Origin of the sequence: Pacificibacter marinus (assembly GCF_900109555.1) — a bacterium.
GTDB classification, from domain to species: Bacteria; Pseudomonadota; Alphaproteobacteria; order Rhodobacterales; family Rhodobacteraceae; genus Celeribacter; species Celeribacter marinus_C.
Genome location: NZ_FNZV01000009.1, coordinates 1 through 17176 on the forward strand (window position 1 = coordinate 1; position 17176 = coordinate 17176).

A 17176-nucleotide genomic window follows, 5' to 3' on the forward strand; every position below is an offset into this window, starting at 1 on the left:
CTTGGCCTACCGGTTTTGCAGTTGCAGCGAATGTCTCCTCTGACGGGCCGCACCGCAGCAGCGCTAATTCTCGGGCAATGGCGGCTCAGGGCCGTGAATGACGGAAGGCATGGTTTTCAATTCGCTGATCTTCTGCGAGGCCGAGATTGTCTCTCTTTGAGCCCTTTTGACCCGGTTCCAATACGCGGATACAAAGGAACAAAGAAATGCGTTCGACTGGAAGCAGAGCGGTGCCGGTCGCGAGGAGTGTGAATGGACAACAATCCGACTACGGGACAATGCCTCTGTGGAGCAGTGAAATTCCGCATATCGGGAGAGTTCGAGAGCTTCTTCCTGTGCCACTGCTCCCGCTGCCGCAAGGATAGCGGTTCGGCCCATTCGGCAAACCTGTTTTCGTCCACAGCCAAACTCATCTGGGTTTCAGGTGAGGCAAACATCAAGATGTTTCATCTCCCTGGTTCACGCCACATGAAGAGCTTTTGCTCCGACTGCGGATCCGCACTGCCTATTTCCCAACCGGAGATTGGTTTGATTGTGGTGCCGGCAGGGTCGCTTGACAGCCAGTTCGACATGCTACCCAACGCGCATATCTGCTGTTCCAGTCGTGCGAACTGGGACAACGATCTGGCCTCCATCGAAAGAATCGACGGACTTCCCCGCTGAAAGCTCGCGCCGATGATGTATTTCAGACAACAGATAGACGATAAGGACGCAACCATCGGCTTCGTCCGGGTTTGCTGTCATTCGAGGGACAGAGATGCTGCGTGATGCACGAATGGCCGCAATAGCCGACCGCATTGCATCATTTTGAAGTGGTGGCCAGGGTCGGCTCTGGGCCTTCCTGACCTGAGACAGCAATTCATTCAGTCAAGTCTTTGGCGCATTGGTGAAAAGGGCTTTGAACAGTTTTTCTGACCGGCGCAAGCCGTCGTTTGTAAGCACCACTGACTTTGCTTTGCCGACCGGATCCAGAATGAGTCCCTTTTCGTGCAGCCGACCGAGCACGTCCCAGTCATGGCCCTTCCAGGCGCGGTGCCCGTCGTGAAGCGTCAGCCAGAGCAGCGCCAGAACCGCGTCGTCAACACTGTCCTCATTGATCTTCATTGTCACAGGGAACGCCAGAAATGAGGGTTTCGTCAAGCTTGAATGCAGCAAATGGTCCAAGATATCAGGGGCTGTTTTGGGCCGACTGGGATTATTGTTTTCTCAAATCAACGGCACCCAGGTGCTGACACCGGTTCGCAATTTGGCTATGAATTGCGCTGAATACGGCTAAGAGTTGGAGAGCTGATGTGCGCAATGACATCTCGGATTTACTTACCTTCATCAGTCAGGATGATCTTTGGTTTGGACGCTTGCAGGAAGTCGTGGCAGAGCATTTGATGCCAGCTCTTGAGGAATTTGACCTTGATTATGATGACCTACCCGAAGTGTTGGGGGAGCCTTGGCCTGGCGTGTTATGGGGATGTGGATTCGAAGATTTTCTGAGCCGCCAGTACGAAGACGGCAATATTGTCGACCTTTACCTCAAGCGACGCGGATGGAACGAACCAGCTGCCAATCGTGAGTATTTCGGTGCTCTGCGAGATACACCAGTCAGCCTTTACGAAGTCAGTGAGGTTAAGCCCGGAACGTCCATGGTTCTTAAAGATCTAGTTGGAGACGCAAAGCCCGTCACGGTGCTTGAAGGATCGGCAACGCAGTCATTGAAGCAATGGGACCGGATTGTCGTTCGTGTCATTTCCGAAAACGACGTCCATGTGATTTCGGGTGCGCTCCTGGCTTTTTCTAGAGAGGCCGTTGCGCTCTTGTTGGATGGTTTATCCACCGTGTTGAACGCCGATAAAAACGATAAGCTATCACTCGCGTCAAACCAGATCTTGAAATGCGCGCCGATCTTCACCAGCGCTTGGCTATTTACGGCCCTACCACGGGCGCTTTCGAAGGAATTGCCCGAATTCACCAACGCAGATGGCGAAGACATTATGTTTCATGATCTACGATTTCCATTTGAGACAGGCGTTAGGCAGAAAGAAGTTTCCCTTTGCTTGAGCGAGCTCAATTGCTTTGCCGCCGATGGTGCACGTTGTTGGACTTGGCTCGCACCACACGGCAGCAAGGCCCCAAGGGAAAACGATGGTCTAGTGTTGGATTCACAGACAGACGGTCGCACTGTGCTAGGTCATATAGAGCTCAAAGGTAAATCCCTGCTTATCAATGTGAACTCATCCGCTCGCGCCGATAGAGTGCGCCACTTGGTGATGAAGGCGGCGGGCCAGTATTTAAAGCAACCTCTGACCACGATCCGCACAGTCGAACAAATGATGGCTGAAGAGCAAGATGAATTGGACTTGGAGGATGCTGACGAAATTCCCCCAGAGATCGCACGGCAGATAGTTCGGGAACACATGGACCGGCATTATCGCGAAACGCTTGATGCGCCGATACCAGCGTTAGGAGGTAAATCACCTAACCAAGCAGTGCGGAGTAAAGAGGGCCGTGTGAAGGTGGTCGAATGGCTAAAGAAGTTGGAGAACAACAGCGCTATGCATCAAAATGAGGCAATCGAAGAATACGATTTTGGCTGGATGTGGGCTGAGCTAGGTCTACAAGAATACCGAAAGTAAGCTGGCTGGTACGATGAGCTGAAATGCTGTGCGTTGTACGAAGGGCAGCAATGCTGAATGCAGCCTTTCGCTTTTAGGCCACGCTACCACTAATGTTACAGAATAGCTGCGGATAAGGGAGACATTCAACGATCACTTGTTTTGGTTTCTTGTCCCGACCAAGATTGAGAGTATCTCAATACCCTCGAACCCTGACCAAACCCTGTACAAGAAGCGAACATGTCATGAACGGATGGGCTATCTCTGCCCTCCGAAGGCAGTGGTCAATAGTTCGGGGTTGTGTGGTATGAAAGTGCACCTACTTCCCCATAATTCCCCCACAGTTATAAAAATTACTAATTATTTATACGTTTTTTGGTGCACACCGCCTCCAAATAGCGTGACGTTCTCGAAACCTCATACATTTCACGAGTTGCCTGCCTGTCCGATTTTTGGGGCGTTCCAACACATCAACACAGCGGCAATCGACGTGGCGGGTAAGAAAGGTTTGGGTGCCAGATATAAAATATCAGTCGGTGCGATTGGCTGACACCTGGGATTCTCTTTTTGTTAAAAGAGGATGCTGTCTAAAAGTGGGAAAGATTCTCTAAATGTTCATGGGTATTTGGGGTGTTTTAAGTTTCCCACTTTGGCGGTAAGTATTTGAATTTATTGGAAATTGGTAGGCCCGGCAGGACTTGAACCCGCAACCAAAGCGTTATGAGCGCTCTGCTCTAACCAGTTGAGCTACAGGCCCGCCGAGGCCTTGAATATGGCGAGATTGCACGGGGGTCAAGCGGATGATTTGCGCTTTTGCTTTCCTTACGTCCCAGAGTGCGATAAAGCGCGTGCAAATGATGCCAGTTTGGGGATTTTAGATCATGAGCGATGCAAAAAGCGGCCTAACATACGCGGATGCCGGTGTGGATATTGATGCAGGCAATGCGCTTGTAGAGCGGATCAAACCTGCGGCCAAGAAAACCGCGCGCTCAGGCGTGATGGCGGGTCTCGGTGGGTTTGGTGCTTTGTTCGATCTCAAAGGGGCAGGGTACACAGACCCAATTCTTGTGGCTGCGACCGACGGCGTTGGCACCAAACTACGCATTGCAATTGATACAGGTAACGTCTCTACGATTGGCATCGATCTGGTCGCTATGTGTGTGAATGATCTGGTCTGTCAGGGTGCTGAGCCTTTGTTTTTCCTAGATTACTTTGCAACTGGCAAGCTTGAACTTGACCAAGCGACCGCGATTATCGAAGGCATTGCCAAGGGTTGTGAATTGTCCGGATGCGCGTTGATCGGTGGTGAAACTGCTGAAATGCCTGGCATGTACCATGACGGTGATTTCGATCTCGCAGGGTTTTCTGTCGGCGCGATGGAGCGCGGGCAGGACTTGCCGGCTGGCGTTGTTGCTGGCGATGTCTTGATTGGCTTGGCATCTGACGGTGTACATTCCAACGGCTATTCTTTGGTGCGTAAAACCGTTGAGGTTTCTGGGCTGGGCTGGGGCGATAAAGCGCCTTTCGCAGATGGCACACTTGGCGAAGAGCTTTTGAAACCAACACGTCTTTATGTGAAACAAACGCTGGCTGCGATCCGTGCGGGCGGTGTTCACGCGCTGGCGCACATCACGGGCGGTGGTTTGACTGAAAACTTGCCGCGGGTTTTGCCGGATGACTTGGGCGCTGATATTGATCTGACCTCTTGGACTTTGCCGCCTGTGTTTTCTTGGATCGCCGACACCGCTGGTTTGGCCGAATCTGAAATGCTCAAAACCTTTAACGCAGGCGTTGGCATGGTTTTGTCTGTCGATGCCGCGCGCGCGGATGCGATTATCGCGTTGCTCGAAGCTGAAGGCGAAACTGTCTACACGCTCGGCACTGTGACTGCTGGCGCGGGCGTGCGTTACACAGGATCGTTGACGTAAAGGGCGCGCTCAAGTGAAAAACGTTGCGATATTGATCTCGGGCAGTGGGTCCAACATGGTGACACTGGCCCAATCAATGAGGGGGGATCACCCTGCACGGCCTTGTGTGGTGTTGTCCAATCGCCCTGATGCAGGCGGGCTGGCCAAGGCGCAGGCTTTGGGCATTCCTACTGTGGTTGTCGATCATAAAGAGTTCAAAGGCGACCGCGCTGCTTTTGATGCGGCGGTGATTGCAGCACTTGATCCCTATGCCCCTGATGTCGTTGCTTTGGCTGGATTTATGCGGATTCTCACGCCAGAGTTTATCACGCATTATGCGGGTAAAATGCTGAACATTCACCCATCGTTGTTGCCCAAATACAAAGGGCTGCACACACACCAGCGCGCGATCGAAGCAGGCGATGCGCAAGCGGGATGTTCGGTGCATGAGGTCACAGCAGAGTTGGATGGCGGGCCTATTTTAGCACAAGAGCGCGTGGATATTGCCCCTGATGACACAGCAGAGACGCTTGCCGCCAAAATTCTACCTTTAGAGCACAAAATTTATCCTGAAACCCTGCGCAGTTTTGTCTCTGGTGCGTTCGCAGCGCGCGATTGACGCGCTGCGATTTGACTTTCTAAACCCTAGTGACGTTCAAGTGCTGAACCCGCACTGTTGCCGTGCCAATCTTCGCCTTGATAGGTCGGTGTTTTCGGGAAAAGGCTTGGGCCAAGCCCCATCAAAATGACCATAATTCCCACCGCAATGAGTAAACCCCAACCGTTTTTCAAGATAGGGTGGCTTGAAAGAGTTGTGTTGGGTGTCAAAGTGAGCGGTCTAGGTATCTTTGTAATACTGGACATGATTATGGGCCTTTGCTGTATATCTAAATGCAGTTTTGCCTGCGGGTGAGTGATGGCGTCACTTTCTCACGCGGCATTGTATTTTAAAAACGAATATATTTTACACTTACGATCACAATTATTGATGCTTGTGTATCTCTAGGTCATTCTAGCACGATGATTTTAACTGAATTCAGGGGGCTACCGGCAATTCAACCTATCTGCTTTTCTTTTTGGCCTAAGTTGCTTAAAAAAAGCCACGATCTGCGGGATGACCCCGTAAAACTTAGAAAAGACGTACATGATCACCATCAAAACGACTGAGGCGCTTCAAGCCTTTTGCGACCACGCCAAAAACTATCCTTTTGTCACTGTGGACACGGAATTCCTTCGAGAGCGCACCTATTATTCCAAGCTTTGCCTCGTGCAGCTTGCTGTAACTGGGGACAACGAAGAAGACGCCGTTTTACTTGACCCTTTAGCCAAAGATATAGATCTTGCGCCGCTCTATGAGCTGTTTCGCAACGAAGATGTGGTCAAAGTATTTCACGCAGCGCGCCAAGATTTAGAAATTTTCTATATCCAAGGTGGCGTTATCCCTGCGCCTTTGTTCGACACCCAAGTGGCCGCGATGGTTTGCGGGTTTGGTGAACAGGTTGGGTACGAGACTTTGGTGCGCAAGATTGCCAAGCAAAGCCTTGATAAAACATCACGTTTTACCGATTGGTCGCGCCGCCCATTGACGCCAGCCCAAGAGACATACGCGCTGGCGGATGTGACGCATTTGCGGATGATTTACGAATTCTTGGACGCTGAGATCAAGAAAACGAACCGCGAAAAATGGGTCGCCGAAGAGATGCAGGTGCTTATGTCGCCTGGTACTTATGTGGTGGAGCCTGAGGACGCTTGGAAACGTGTGAAAACACGCACCAGTTCGGGTAAATTTTTGGCTGCGGTCAAAGAGCTTGCAGCATTTCGCGAAGAATATTCACAGTCGCGCGACATTCCCCGCAACCGTGTTTACAAAGATGATGCGATGCTGGAATTGGCATCGACCAAGCCTAAAAATGCACAGGATTTGTCACGATCTCGTTTGCTTTTACGTGAAGCCCGTAAAGGCGACATTGCTGATGGTATCATTGCCGCGATTGAAGCCGCGTCGAAATACACTGCCGAGCAAATGCCAAAGGTTGATCCTGACCGCGATAAATTGCAGGTGAACCCTGCGTTGGCCGATATGTTGCGCGTGTTGTTGAAAGCCAAATCTGACACCGCGAATGTTGCGGCAAAAATGATCGCGTCTTCCGCGCAACTTGATATGATCGCAGCGGGCAAACGTGATCTGCCCGCGCTGTCAGGCTGGCGGGCAGAGGTGTTTGGCGATGATGCTATGCGTCTGTGCAACGGTGAAATCGGCTTGGCTGTTAAAGGTCAAAAAGTGGCTGTGATCCCGCTTTAAGCGTATAGATCAAGGTCCATTTTAAATGTGATCGAGGGGTCTTTGGGGACCTGTTCAAACCCACAGGCGGCATAGGACAACTGTGCCGCCGTATTTATATCTTGCGTACTAACTGTTAGCTCGCGACATCCAAGGGCTGTTGCTGTGTCAGCTGCGGCATCAATCAATTGCCGCCCAACACCGCGCCCGCGCATGTCTTTGGCGATGTACAGGTGGTGTAAATCCAGCGTTCGCTGCCCGAAATGCAGTTTGAATCCGCGCACAAGGCCAGCGTAGCCAATCAATCGTTCGCCGCGTTCGGCCACGAGAATGCTCAACCAAGGTTCGGTGGTGAAAACACTGGACCGCAATGCATCTTCAGAAATCAGCGGCACATCGCCATGGTGTTTTGCCAACTCTTCGATCATGCGCGCCAAGGCACGGCAATCGCTGCGGCGGGCAGGGCGGATGGTGATGGTTTGTTCTAAAGTCTCTATCATTTTGGTCTCCTGATGCCACAGGACGCCAAAACACAAAAAGCCACCCTGCGGCGGCTTTTGTTATGTCACAACTTAAACCGCACCTTATGAGGAACGGGCATAATATACTGTTGTGACGATCATTTTCTTCATGTGGTTATTCTGCCCAAGCTGGTCGCCACCGTCAAGCGATAAAAAACCCGCCTATCGCAAAAGCAAAAGGCGGGTGCAATCCCTCATCCCAAAGGCGTCGTTTGTGTCTACAGGCTGGTTTCAATCAGTCGGTTTTGATTAATCGATCCTCATCAACCATTCTAGATTAACCGTTCCAATTAGCCGTCGTAGTCAACTTCTTCGGTCAAACGCAATGCTTCTGCACGCTCACCAGCGATGGTCATCAAGTTCAGATCATCGGCTTTAAAGCTGCCCCAGCTTGCCACCAATTCGCTTGGCTCTGTGCCTGGCGCAATTGGGTATTCACTGTTGACTTCGGCGTAGATCGTTTGTGCTTCGGGGGACGTCAAATATTCAATGAATTGTGTGGCTTCCGCAATGTTCTTGGCCGATTTGGTCAAAGCGACACCAGAAATATTCACGTGTGTGCCGTGGCCCTCGAACACAGGAAAATCGAGACGTACAGAATCCGCCCAGACTTTTTGATCGGGGTCCGCAAGCATCTGGCCCATGTAATATGTGTTGCCCAGCGAGATGTCGCATTCGCCGGCCCAGATTGCTTTTACCTGTGCGCGGTCGTTGCCTTGCGGTTTGCGCGCCAAGTTGTCTTTGATGGCGGCCAACCACGTTTTGGTGTTTTCCGCGCCGTGGTGGGCAAGATAGGCAGATGTCAGGCCGATCATGTAGGAATGCGTGCCTGAGCGTGTGCAAATACGGCCCTTCCATTTCGGGTCAGCAAGATCTTCGTATGTGGTGATATCACCCTCTTTTGTCGCCTCGCGGGATGCATAAACAATGCGCGCCCGTGTGGTAACACCCCACCAATGCCCTTCGGGATCATGGTATGCGGCAGGCACATTGGCCCTCAGCGTCTCGGTATCAATTGACTGTGTCACACCAGCATCAACAGCTTCGGCCAGACGCGAAATATCCACGGTCAAAATAACATCTGCAGGGGACCGATCGCCTTCGGCCTTTAAACGTTCGACCAAGCCTTTTTCAAGAAAGGCAACGTTTACATTGATGCCTGTTTTTGCGGTGAATGCTTCGGTCAGTGGTGCGATTAGCTCGGGTTGACGGTGTGAATACACGTTAACATCTGCTGCGAAGGCGGGGGATGCGGCCAAAAGTGTTGTCGCGATAAGTGTGGTGCGTAAGGTCATGATATCCTCCAAGTTGCGTTGGAAGGTTTTAATCTGACAGAATTAGTCGGGTCAATACCTGATTGGAACAATCGGGTTTATTATGGCGCGATTGTGCCTATAGCTTTCCTTGTTTGTCGCGTATTTTGACCTTGTCCCAAATGGCGTCCATTTCAGCCAGATCACTGTCCTTTGGGGACTTGCCTATCTTTTGCAGCTCGTTTTCTACAGCATTGAAACGGCGTATGAATTTTTCATTTGCTGCACGCAAGGCTTCTTCAGTTTCAATCCCCATATGCCGCCCCAAATTTACCATCACGAATAGTAAATCACCATATTCTTCAAACACATCTGCTTGGGTTTTAATGTTGCGGGCCTCAACCAGTTCAGCGGATTCTTCGACAATCTTATCTATTACATGGGTGACATCAGGCCAATCAAACCCAACACGCGCCGCGCGTTTTTGCAATTTTTGCGCGCGCATCAATGCTGGCAACCCCATGGCAACGCCATCTAAAACCCGCGTTTCGCCTCGGCGGTCACGCTCAGACGCTTTTTGCACTTCCCAGTCAATTGTCTGCTGTTCTGGCGATTTTTGATTGCTTTGATCGCCAAACACATGCGGGTGACGATCAATCATTTTGGTTGCAATCGTTTTGGCCACATCTTGAAAATCAAACAGGCCTTTGTCGGCTGCTATTTGCGATTGAAACACCGATTGAAACAAAAGATCCCCCAACTCAGATTGCAGGTCCACCATGTCACCACGCTTGATCGCATCCTCGACCTCATAGGCTTCTTCGATGGAAAAAGGCGCAATGGTTTCAAACGTTTGCTCAACATCCCACGGACAACCACCCACGGGGTCACGCAGACGACGCATGATTTCAAGCAGCTGTTCGATGCCCTCGGGCACTTCAAAGATCGGGTCGCGGTTTGGTTTATCTGTCATAAGGCTAAAGTGAGCAGAATTAGGGGGCTTTGCAAGCCAAGTTTGCGCTGTTACACATCTTGTTATGACCAAGACATGCACCCTCATTATTTGCTGCATTACCTGCTGATATTTTCACGCGGGTTCTGGTCTCTTTTCTCTATTGAATGAAGCTGATATGCCCGCGGGGACACCCGAAGGAAAAGCTATGCCTGAGACAAAAAATGCGACCGAAATCCGCCTGACCAACACGAAAACACGCAAAAAAGAAGCGTTTGTGCCGATTGATGCGAACAATGTGCGGATGTATGTCTGTGGGCCGACGGTCTATGATCGCGCCCATATCGGCAATGCGCGCCCTGTGATTGTGTTCGATGTGCTGTATCGCTTGCTGCGCCATGTGTACGGTGAAAACCACGTTACTTATGTGCGCAATTTCACTGACGTGGATGATAAAATCAATGCCAAGGCGGCGCAAACAGGTCGGTCTATTCGCGAAATCACAGACGAGACAATCGGCTGGTATTTGGACGATATGCGATCCGTTGGTGCGCTTGATCCTGATCAAATGCCACGCGCGACCGAATATATCGCGCAGATGATCACGATGATTGAAACACTGATTGCCAAAGGTCATGCTTATTCAGATGGCGCAGGGCATGTGCTGTTTTCGGTGAAAAGTTACGAAAAATACGGTACTCTGTCTGGGCGCTCAGTTGATGATATGATCGCAGGTGCGCGGGTCGAAGTGGCTGACAACAAACGTGATCCTATGGATTTCGTGCTGTGGAAGCCCTCTGTGGGCGATCAACCTGGATGGGACAGCCCTTGGGGAAAAGGTCGCCCTGGATGGCATATCGAATGTTCTGCCATGGCAGAGGATTTGTTGTGGAAGAGGCCATTTGAAGCGGGGGTGCTGAGTGAAAAAGCACTCGCACATCCTCACACCTTCGACATTCACGGCGGCGGCAACGATTTGATGTTCCCGCACCACGAAAACGAGATCGCGCAAAGCTGCTGCGCAAGCGGCCACGCCGAGGATGGCGCGGGCTTTGCTAACTATTGGCTCCACAATGAAATGTTGCAGGTTGAAGGCAAGAAGATGTCCAAGTCTTTGGGCAATTTCTTCACCGTGCGGGATTTAATAGAAAAATATCAACGTCAATTTGCAATTGACAATATTGGACCCGCTATTCGCCTTCGTTTTCTTCAAACTCATTACCGCTCACCGATGGATGTTACTAGCCAGTCTATAGAGGATGCTGCTGTTAAGCTCGATAATTGGGCGAGAATACTTGAGTCGTTTTCTGTAAACAAAAGCATCGTTTCGGAGCCCAACCCAATTATTCTTGCGCTCGCTGACGACTTAAATACTTCAAAAGCAATTTCAGAAATGGATAAACTGCATTCGTTTCTTTCTGAGCCTTTTTTGCCGGGGACGGTAGTTTCTGGAAACAATGATCGGAGTCAGGAGATTCTGTGGTTCAATGAAGGCTTTGAGATTTTAGGCTTTACGCTTGATGGCATTAATTCCCTTCGGCACAGTGTTTGGTCTGAAAAGTTAAAATCAGTTAGTATAAACACGGATGTGTCAAAGCTAATCGAAGCACTTCTAGAAGAACGGCGAAAAGCTAGACAAGATAAAGATTGGGCCAGAGCGGATAAATTGAGGGACGCATTTGCAAATTCAGGTGTCGCAGTAAAGGATACTTCTGATGGTGTTTCTTGGGAGTTGACGCAGAATTTCGATCCCTCAAAACTGGAGGGTCTGCTGTGAACGCCGCTCAAAAAGATCGCCTTTATCTCTTCGACACCACGCTGCGCGATGGTCAACAAACCCAAGGCGTGCAGTTTTCAACGGCTGAAAAATACCAAATCACCGATGCGCTCGACAGGCTTGGGGTGGATTATATCGAAGGCGGTTGGCCCGGCGCCAACCCAACAGATTCCGAATTTTTCGAACAAGCGCCCAAAACAAAAGCCACGTTTTTGGCCTTTGGCATGACCAAACGGGCAGGGCGCTCGGCCGAAAATGACGAAGTGCTCGCGGGCGTGATGAACGCAGGCACGGATGCCGTGTGTTTGGTGGGCAAAACCCATGATTTCCACGTGACCACCGCGCTTGGTATCACTTTGGACGAAAACGTCGAAAATATTTCGGCGTCCTTTGCGCATTTGGTTAAAAATGGCCGCGAAGCATTGTTTGACGCTGAACATTTCTTTGACGGATATAAAGCCAATCCCGATTACGCGTTGAAATGTCTGAAAGCGGCATACGACGCCGGCGCGCGCTGGATCGTTTTATGCGACACCAATGGCGGGGCTTTACCGGATGAAGTCTTTGAAATCACACGCAAAGTGATTGAATCTGGTATTCCCGGTGATCATCTGGCGATCCACACACATGACGATACGGGCAATGCCGTGGCCAATTCATTAGCTGCAATCAACGCTGGTGCGCGTCAGGTACAAGGCACGTTGAACGGTCTTGGCGAACGCTGCGGCAACGCCAATTTGATCACGTTGATCCCAACGCTTTTGCTGAAAGAGCCGTATAAATCGACGCTTGAAACTGGCGTTCCTGCGGATGGTCTGCAAAGCCTTGTGCAAGTGTCGCGTATGCTGGACGATATTTTGAACCACGTGCCAAACCGCTCTGCGCCCTATGTTGGCGCCTCTGCGTTTGCGCATAAAGCGGGCTTACATGCCTCGGCTATTTTGAAAGATCCGACCACGTACGAACATATTCCGCCCGAAACCGTGGGCAATGCGCGGATTGTGCCGATGTCGAACCAAGCGGGGCAGTCAAATCTGCGCAAACGTTTGGGCGATATGGGGCTGAACTTACCCAAAGACGACCCTGCGATGGGGCGTATTTTGGACCGGATCAAAGAGCTTGAAGGCATAGGTTATTCATTTGACACCGCACAGGCGTCGTTTGAATTGCTGGCGCGGGCAGAAATCGGCCTTTTGCCACAGTTTTTCTCGGTCGAACGCTATCGTGCCACGGTCGAGCGTCGCTTGGACAGTCGCGGCAAAATGAGCCACCTATCAGAGGCCACGGTTGTGGTGAACATAGGCGGGGAACGGCTATTATCCGTGTCCGAAGGCATCATAGCAGACGGCACTGATGGTGGGCCAGTGAATGCGTTGTCAAAGGCGCTTGTCAAAGATTTGGGCCCCTACCAAAGCCTGATAGAAGACATGGAACTTGTTGATTACAAAGTCAGAATTACCCAAGGCGGTACAGAGGCCCGCACACGGGTTATCATTGATCACGAAGACAGCATTGGGCGGCGTTGGTCGACAGTTGGCGTGTCTTCTAACATCATAGATGCCTCATTCGAGGCGCTGTTGGACGCGATCAATTGGAAGCTTGTGCAAGACGGGGCGCAAGCCTTGGGTGCGGAATAAATGTTGAAACCGCAAGACGTGCAAGCCTGTGCCAACTTGGTGCGTGAAGCTGATCAAGAACGATTTCGCGCCACAATGGCCGCGCCCGTTGCTGCACGAGATGTGTTGTTTCCGATCCATGCCTTTTGTTTGGAAATTGCCAAAGCGCCGTGGTTGACCAAAGAAAGCATGATTGCGGAAATGCGATTGCAGTTCTGGCGCGATGTTTTGCAGGAAAAGATCGACGGAAAAGACCCGCGCGCCCATGAGGTCGCGCGACCTTTTGCGCAGGTGATAGATGCCAAGGCTGCCGAGGCTTTGGACGCGACCGTCACTGCGCGTCAGTGGGATATTTACAAAGATCCGCATGAAGATAGCGCAGCCTTTAAACGGTATCTTACCAGCAGTTATGCGACCCCATTGGTGGAAGCTTCGCGTTTACTTGGTGCATCAAATGCGCATGATAAGGCATTGAAAAATATTGCATATGCTGGTGCATTGGTGCGGTATTTCGCGGCTGTTCCCAAGTTGGAAGATGCCGGACGCATTCCATTGCTGGACGGGCGACCAGAGAGTGTTTCGCAATTGGCACAGGATGCGCTGGATGCAGCTCAGGGGAGCGGTGCAGTGCTTGCGACATTAAGCAAAACAGCCCGCGCACCGATGATTGATGCCATGACGCATCTGCCGTTGCTCAAAATTGTTGCACGCGATCCGCATGCGGTCAGTGAGGGGCGCTTAAGCCTGACGCCTTTGCGCCAATCCTTGCGTTTGGCACTGGTGTCTCAAGCGCCGTCTTGGGCTTTTGTCTGATAGTAATTCAAAATATAGACCCGAATGGCCGATGCCAGACCACTTTCCACGCCGCGCAATTCATCAATTTCGGCTGCTAACACGTTGATAGGTTTGCCTGTTTCTCTGGCTATGTCACGAAAGGCGGTCCAGAATGAATCTTCCAGTGATACGGATGTGCGGTGGCCGTGTAGTGTGAGTGATCGTTTGACGGGGCGGCCAATCATTCGAGACTTTCCGTTTTATGGCCATCAAGCACGGCCTTAGCTTTGGCCTTCTGGGCTTTTTCCAACTCTTTTTGCGCCTTTGTACGACCGAACTTCACAGAGTTCTCATCAGCCTGCGCACGTTTGGCTGTGCGAGCCTTTTGTTTACGAAAGGCATTGAGATTTATGGTGTTGCTCATGGGGTGTAATGTTACCGCTTTACGTGCTTCTGGCAAGTCAGTTGTTTGGGGCAAAGCAAAAGGGCGACCCAAAGACCGCCCAGTAAGGTGCTGGTATATAAGATAATTAGTCTTTTGGACCAATCATCTGTTCAGGACGCACAACAGCGTCAAAGGTTTCAGCATCGACAAAGCCCAAAGCGATGGCTTCTTCTTTCAAAGTCGTGCCATTCTTATGCGCGGTTTTGGCAACTTTGGTCGCATTGTCGTAGCCGATGGTGGGTGCCAAAGCTGTGACCAGCATCAAGCTTTCTTTCATCAACTTGTCGATGCGATCGATATTGGCCTCTGTGCCTACAACCATGTTGTCGGTGAATGCTGAGGCGCTGTCGCCCAAAAGTTGCATAGATTGCAACACGTTATAAGACATCATTGGGTTGTAAACGTTCAACTCAAAGTGGCCTTGCGACCCAGCCATGCCGACAGCCGCGTCATTGCCCATAACGTGGCAGCAGACCATGGTAAGAGCCTCGGCTTGGGTTGGGTTCACTTTGCCTGGCATAATAGAAGAGCCCGGCTCGTTTTCTGGCAAGATCAATTCGCCCAGACCTGAGCGCGGTCCAGAGCCGAGTAAACGCATGTCGTTGGCTATTTTGAACAAGGACGCAGCAACGGTTTTCAACGCGCCAGAGAACATGACCATCGCGTCGTGTGCGGCCAAGGATTCAAATTTGTTAGGGGCGGTGACAAAGGGCAGATCAGTGATGTCGGCCATGTGTTTGGCGACGGCTTCGGACCAGCCTTTTTTGGTGTTTAGACCTGTGCCAACCGCTGTGCCGCCTTGGGCCAGCTCATAAATGTCTGGCAAACAAGAGTTCACGCGCTCGATGCCTTTGCGCACTTGATGCGCGTAGCCGCCGAATTCTTGGCCCAATGTCAAAGGGGTCGCATCTTGCGTGTGGGTACGGCCGATTTTGATGATGTCTTTGAACTGCTCAGACTTGGCTTCCAAAGCAGAAGCCAGTTTGTCGAGACCGGGCAGCAAGACATCACGCGCTTGCATGCCGATGGCTACGTGCATGGCGGTTGGGAAGGTGTCGTTGGACGACTGGCCCATGTTGCAATGATCGTTGGGGTGAACCGGCTTTTTGCTTGCCAATTCACCGCCGAGCATTTCAATTGCGCGGTTCGAAATCACTTCGTTGGCGTTCATGTTGGACTGGGTGCCTGACCCCGTTTGCCACACGACAAGTGGGAAGTTGTCGTCGAATTTGCCGTCGATCACTTCTGTCGCGGCTGCGATAATTGCATCGGCCAGCTCTTTGGTTAGGTTGCCTTGCGCAAAGTTTTCCATCGCACAGGCTTTTTTCACAACACCAAGCGCGCGGATGATGGGCACGGGCTGTTTTTCCCAACCAATGGGGAAATTCATGATGGATCGCTGCGTTTGCGCGCCCCAGTATTTATCTGATGGAACCTCTAGTGGGCCAAAACTGTCAGTTTCTGTACGGGTGGTGGTCATCGGAGCGCTCTCCCTTGATGCGAAGCCATAATTTGGAATGGATATACGCGTTAAGGGCCAATCATGCAATGTATACAGCCGCATACATATAGGTGTTAGCGCTATAATTTGACAAATTGTTGGGTCAAATTGAGCCACCCGTAGCTCATCGTCATTTTAGCATGTCTTTGCTTAAACTCTAGACCAAGGCGTTTGGGTATATTGAGATTTTGGGCAAGGTTTGCAATTGACGCGCCTTGCCCTAAGAAATCAATCTATTTGCGAAATTGATCGAGTGATACAATTTCAGCCTCTTTCGGGGCTTTTTTCACGTCAGTTTTACTTGGTTTAGCAGGCTCGAATTCTGACACGTCGGCATCAGTAATTTTGGCACTGTCTGAAATTTCTGTATCGTCGTCATCATCTTCATCAGACTCTTGCGTTTCAAATCGCAGGCCAAATTCAACCGACGGATCCACAAAAGTGCGAATAGCGTCATATGGAATAAACAAAGGTTCCGGGCTGTCGCCAAAATTCAACGTGATTGAAAAGCTGTCTTCGTTGACTTCAAGATTGTCGAACCAATGCTGAATCACCACAGTCATTTCTTCTGGGTAACGATCTGACAGCCAGTCCGCCAATTCCACATCAGGGTGCATCGTGTCGAAGGTGATGAAAAAATGGTGATCCCCCGGCAATCCGTCTTTGCGCACGTTTTCGAGCACTTGCCGGATCAAACCGCGCATCGCGTTGTGCATTAGATTTCCGTAATCGATGGATTTAGCCATCCCGCATCCTTCCATATCTTCTTATGTGCAGCATAGGGGATTCGGGGCTGAAGGAAAGAGGTCGAACGCAGTCGGGCTCGCAAGAATTTAGGGATTACCAGATCAGGTTTTCACAACCATTCAAAGTGGCGTTGTTTTTATGCGCTTTCTACAATTCCAATTTGCACTGAACCACTCGAAAAATGTGTTGCCAGACAGACCCTAACCAATAGAATTTTGGGCACACTGCCATTAGGGCCTTTTAATGTCGCCACAGCACAGACCCGTTTGCAGGTTGCGAAAGCCATAGCACAAAAGACATAAATGATCCGTTACGATCCTTGAAATACAGGGGTAAAGGCGCGAAAAATGCGTCATTACAAAGATTTCAGCGCAGAAAAACATATTAACATGTGAGTGAAAGTGCAGGTTTCTGTTGCCAGGTACCTGCGAACCCCGCCAAACGCTGCTAAGCGTAAGGACTTAGATTTTCAATGTTTCGCACAGCTTACGCTGCGAGAGCCATTGGAGCTTTGTTGTCATTTGCAACTACTCATTGTGTACCGATAACGGTGGTAACTCACCGAAACAAAGCTAACCCCTTTAGACGTCCGTCGATCCTATTTCGTCCCCATGTGCCCCGATCCGAACCCCAAATGAGAGCTTTGAGCGGGAGTGATTGGTGGAGACGCAGGGTACCGCCCCCTGGTCCGATCCGCTTATTGCGAGCGCGTTTATGTCCATAGTCGAGCAAGCCCGACACGCAATATATAAGGCGGGCGCTGGCGCGCTGCAAGGGGCGTTATAGGTAAGGCGTT

The 17176-nt window shown here is 50.8% G+C and carries 17 protein-coding genes, 1 tRNA gene and 1 other RNA gene; 8 read left to right on the forward strand and 11 right to left on the reverse strand.

All coding sequences use genetic code 11. From position 1 onward, the window contains the following. Positions 1–252 precede the first annotated feature (252 nt). On the forward strand, positions 253–663 hold the full coding sequence (locus tag BM025_RS12005; RefSeq protein WP_085849811.1) for a GFA family protein: 411 nt from the start codon (positions 253–255) through the stop codon (positions 661–663). A gap of 204 nt (positions 664–867) precedes the next feature. On the opposite strand, the gene BM025_RS12010 is transcribed toward BM025_RS12005, so the two are convergent. Further along, positions 868–1104, reverse strand: a complete 237-nt coding sequence (locus BM025_RS12010; protein ID WP_085849812.1) for a DUF6429 family protein — start codon at positions 1102–1104, stop codon at positions 868–870. A gap of 188 nt (positions 1105–1292) precedes the next feature. Here BM025_RS12010 and BM025_RS12015 point away from each other — a divergent pair, with 188 nt between their 5' ends. Continuing rightward, positions 1293–2627, forward strand: a complete 1335-nt coding sequence (locus BM025_RS12015; protein WP_085849813.1) for a DUF7986 domain-containing protein — start codon at positions 1293–1295, stop codon at positions 2625–2627. A gap of 659 nt (positions 2628–3286) precedes the next feature. Here the strand turns inward: BM025_RS12015 and BM025_RS12020 are convergent. Next, a tRNA-Ile gene (locus BM025_RS12020) sits at positions 3287–3363 on the reverse strand. A 124-nt stretch (positions 3364–3487) separates the two neighbouring features. Here BM025_RS12020 and purM point away from each other — a divergent pair. Both purM and purN read left to right on the forward strand, forming a co-directional pair. After that, positions 3488–4534, forward strand: a complete 1047-nt coding sequence (gene purM / locus BM025_RS12025; protein ID WP_085849814.1) for a phosphoribosylformylglycinamidine cyclo-ligase — start codon at positions 3488–3490, stop codon at positions 4532–4534. Positions 4535–4547: 13 nt separating this feature from the next. Continuing rightward, positions 4548–5132, forward strand: a complete 585-nt coding sequence (gene purN, locus BM025_RS12030) for a phosphoribosylglycinamide formyltransferase (protein WP_085849815.1) — start codon at positions 4548–4550, stop codon at positions 5130–5132. A gap of 26 nt (positions 5133–5158) precedes the next feature. Here purN and BM025_RS18945 read toward each other — a convergent pair whose 3' ends face one another. Then, the gene (locus tag BM025_RS18945; protein WP_139204569.1) at positions 5159–5377 is read right to left on the reverse strand and encodes a hypothetical protein; all 219 of its coding nucleotides are present in this window, start codon (positions 5375–5377) and stop codon (positions 5159–5161) included. A 280-nt stretch (positions 5378–5657) separates the two neighbouring features. On the opposite strand from BM025_RS18945, the gene rnd reads away from it, so the two are divergent. Then, a complete protein-coding gene (gene rnd, locus BM025_RS12035) occupies positions 5658–6815 on the forward strand; it encodes a ribonuclease D (protein ID WP_085849816.1) in 1158 nt (385 codons plus the stop codon). Here rnd and BM025_RS12040 read toward each other — a convergent pair. From BM025_RS12040 to mazG, 3 genes are all read right to left on the reverse strand, one after another. Next, positions 6812–7294, reverse strand: a complete 483-nt coding sequence (locus BM025_RS12040; protein ID WP_085849817.1) for a GNAT family N-acetyltransferase — start codon at positions 7292–7294, stop codon at positions 6812–6814. The genes rnd and BM025_RS12040 overlap by 4 nt on opposite strands. A gap of 311 nt (positions 7295–7605) precedes the next feature. Beyond that, entirely contained in the window at positions 7606–8610 is a 1005-nt protein-coding gene (locus tag BM025_RS12045) for a Fe(3+) ABC transporter substrate-binding protein (protein ID WP_085849818.1), read from the reverse strand. 97 nt (positions 8611–8707) lie between these two features. Next, positions 8708–9541, reverse strand: a complete 834-nt coding sequence (mazG, locus tag BM025_RS12050; protein ID WP_085849819.1) for a nucleoside triphosphate pyrophosphohydrolase — start codon at positions 9539–9541, stop codon at positions 8708–8710. 187 nt (positions 9542–9728) lie between these two features. Between mazG and cysS the strand changes: the two genes are divergently transcribed. Genes cysS through BM025_RS12065 form a run of 3 tightly spaced genes read left to right on the forward strand, consistent with a single transcriptional unit; the run spans position 9729 to position 13726 of the window. Further along, the gene (cysS, locus tag BM025_RS12055; RefSeq protein ID WP_085849945.1) at positions 9729–11297 is read left to right on the forward strand and encodes a cysteine--tRNA ligase; all 1569 of its coding nucleotides are present in this window, start codon (positions 9729–9731) and stop codon (positions 11295–11297) included. Next, positions 11294–12934, forward strand: coding sequence for a citramalate synthase (gene cimA / locus BM025_RS12060; RefSeq protein ID WP_085849820.1), 1641 nt, complete (start codon positions 11294–11296; stop codon positions 12932–12934). The genes cysS and cimA overlap by 4 nt, the downstream gene beginning before the upstream one ends. Then, positions 12935–13726 carry a squalene/phytoene synthase family protein gene (locus tag BM025_RS12065; RefSeq protein ID WP_085849821.1) on the forward strand — a complete coding sequence of 264 codons (792 nt, stop codon included), beginning with the start codon at positions 12935–12937 and terminating at the stop codon, positions 13724–13726. Here BM025_RS12065 and BM025_RS12070 read toward each other — a convergent pair. The 5 genes from BM025_RS12070 to ssrA all read right to left on the reverse strand — a co-directional run bounded on the left by BM025_RS12070 (position 13699) and on the right by ssrA (position 17158). Beyond that, positions 13699–13932, reverse strand: coding sequence for a ribbon-helix-helix domain-containing protein (locus tag BM025_RS12070; RefSeq protein WP_085849822.1), 234 nt, complete (start codon positions 13930–13932; stop codon positions 13699–13701). The genes BM025_RS12065 and BM025_RS12070 overlap by 28 nt on opposite strands. Then, positions 13929–14111: a DUF4169 family protein gene (locus BM025_RS12075; protein WP_085849946.1), complete on the reverse strand. Its 183-nt coding sequence runs from the start codon at positions 14109–14111 to the stop codon at positions 13929–13931. Before BM025_RS12075 ends, BM025_RS12070 begins: the two co-directional genes overlap by 4 nt. Positions 14112–14217: 106 nt before the next feature. Then, positions 14218–15612, reverse strand: coding sequence for a class II fumarate hydratase (gene fumC, locus BM025_RS12080; RefSeq protein WP_085849823.1), 1395 nt, complete (start codon positions 15610–15612; stop codon positions 14218–14220). A 254-nt stretch (positions 15613–15866) separates the two neighbouring features. Next, on the reverse strand, positions 15867–16379 hold the full coding sequence (locus tag BM025_RS12085; RefSeq protein ID WP_085849824.1) for an SspB family protein: 513 nt from the start codon (positions 16377–16379) through the stop codon (positions 15867–15869). 401 nt (positions 16380–16780) lie between these two features. Next, positions 16781–17158: a transfer-messenger RNA gene (gene ssrA / locus BM025_RS12090) on the reverse strand. Positions 17159–17176 lie beyond the last annotated feature (18 nt).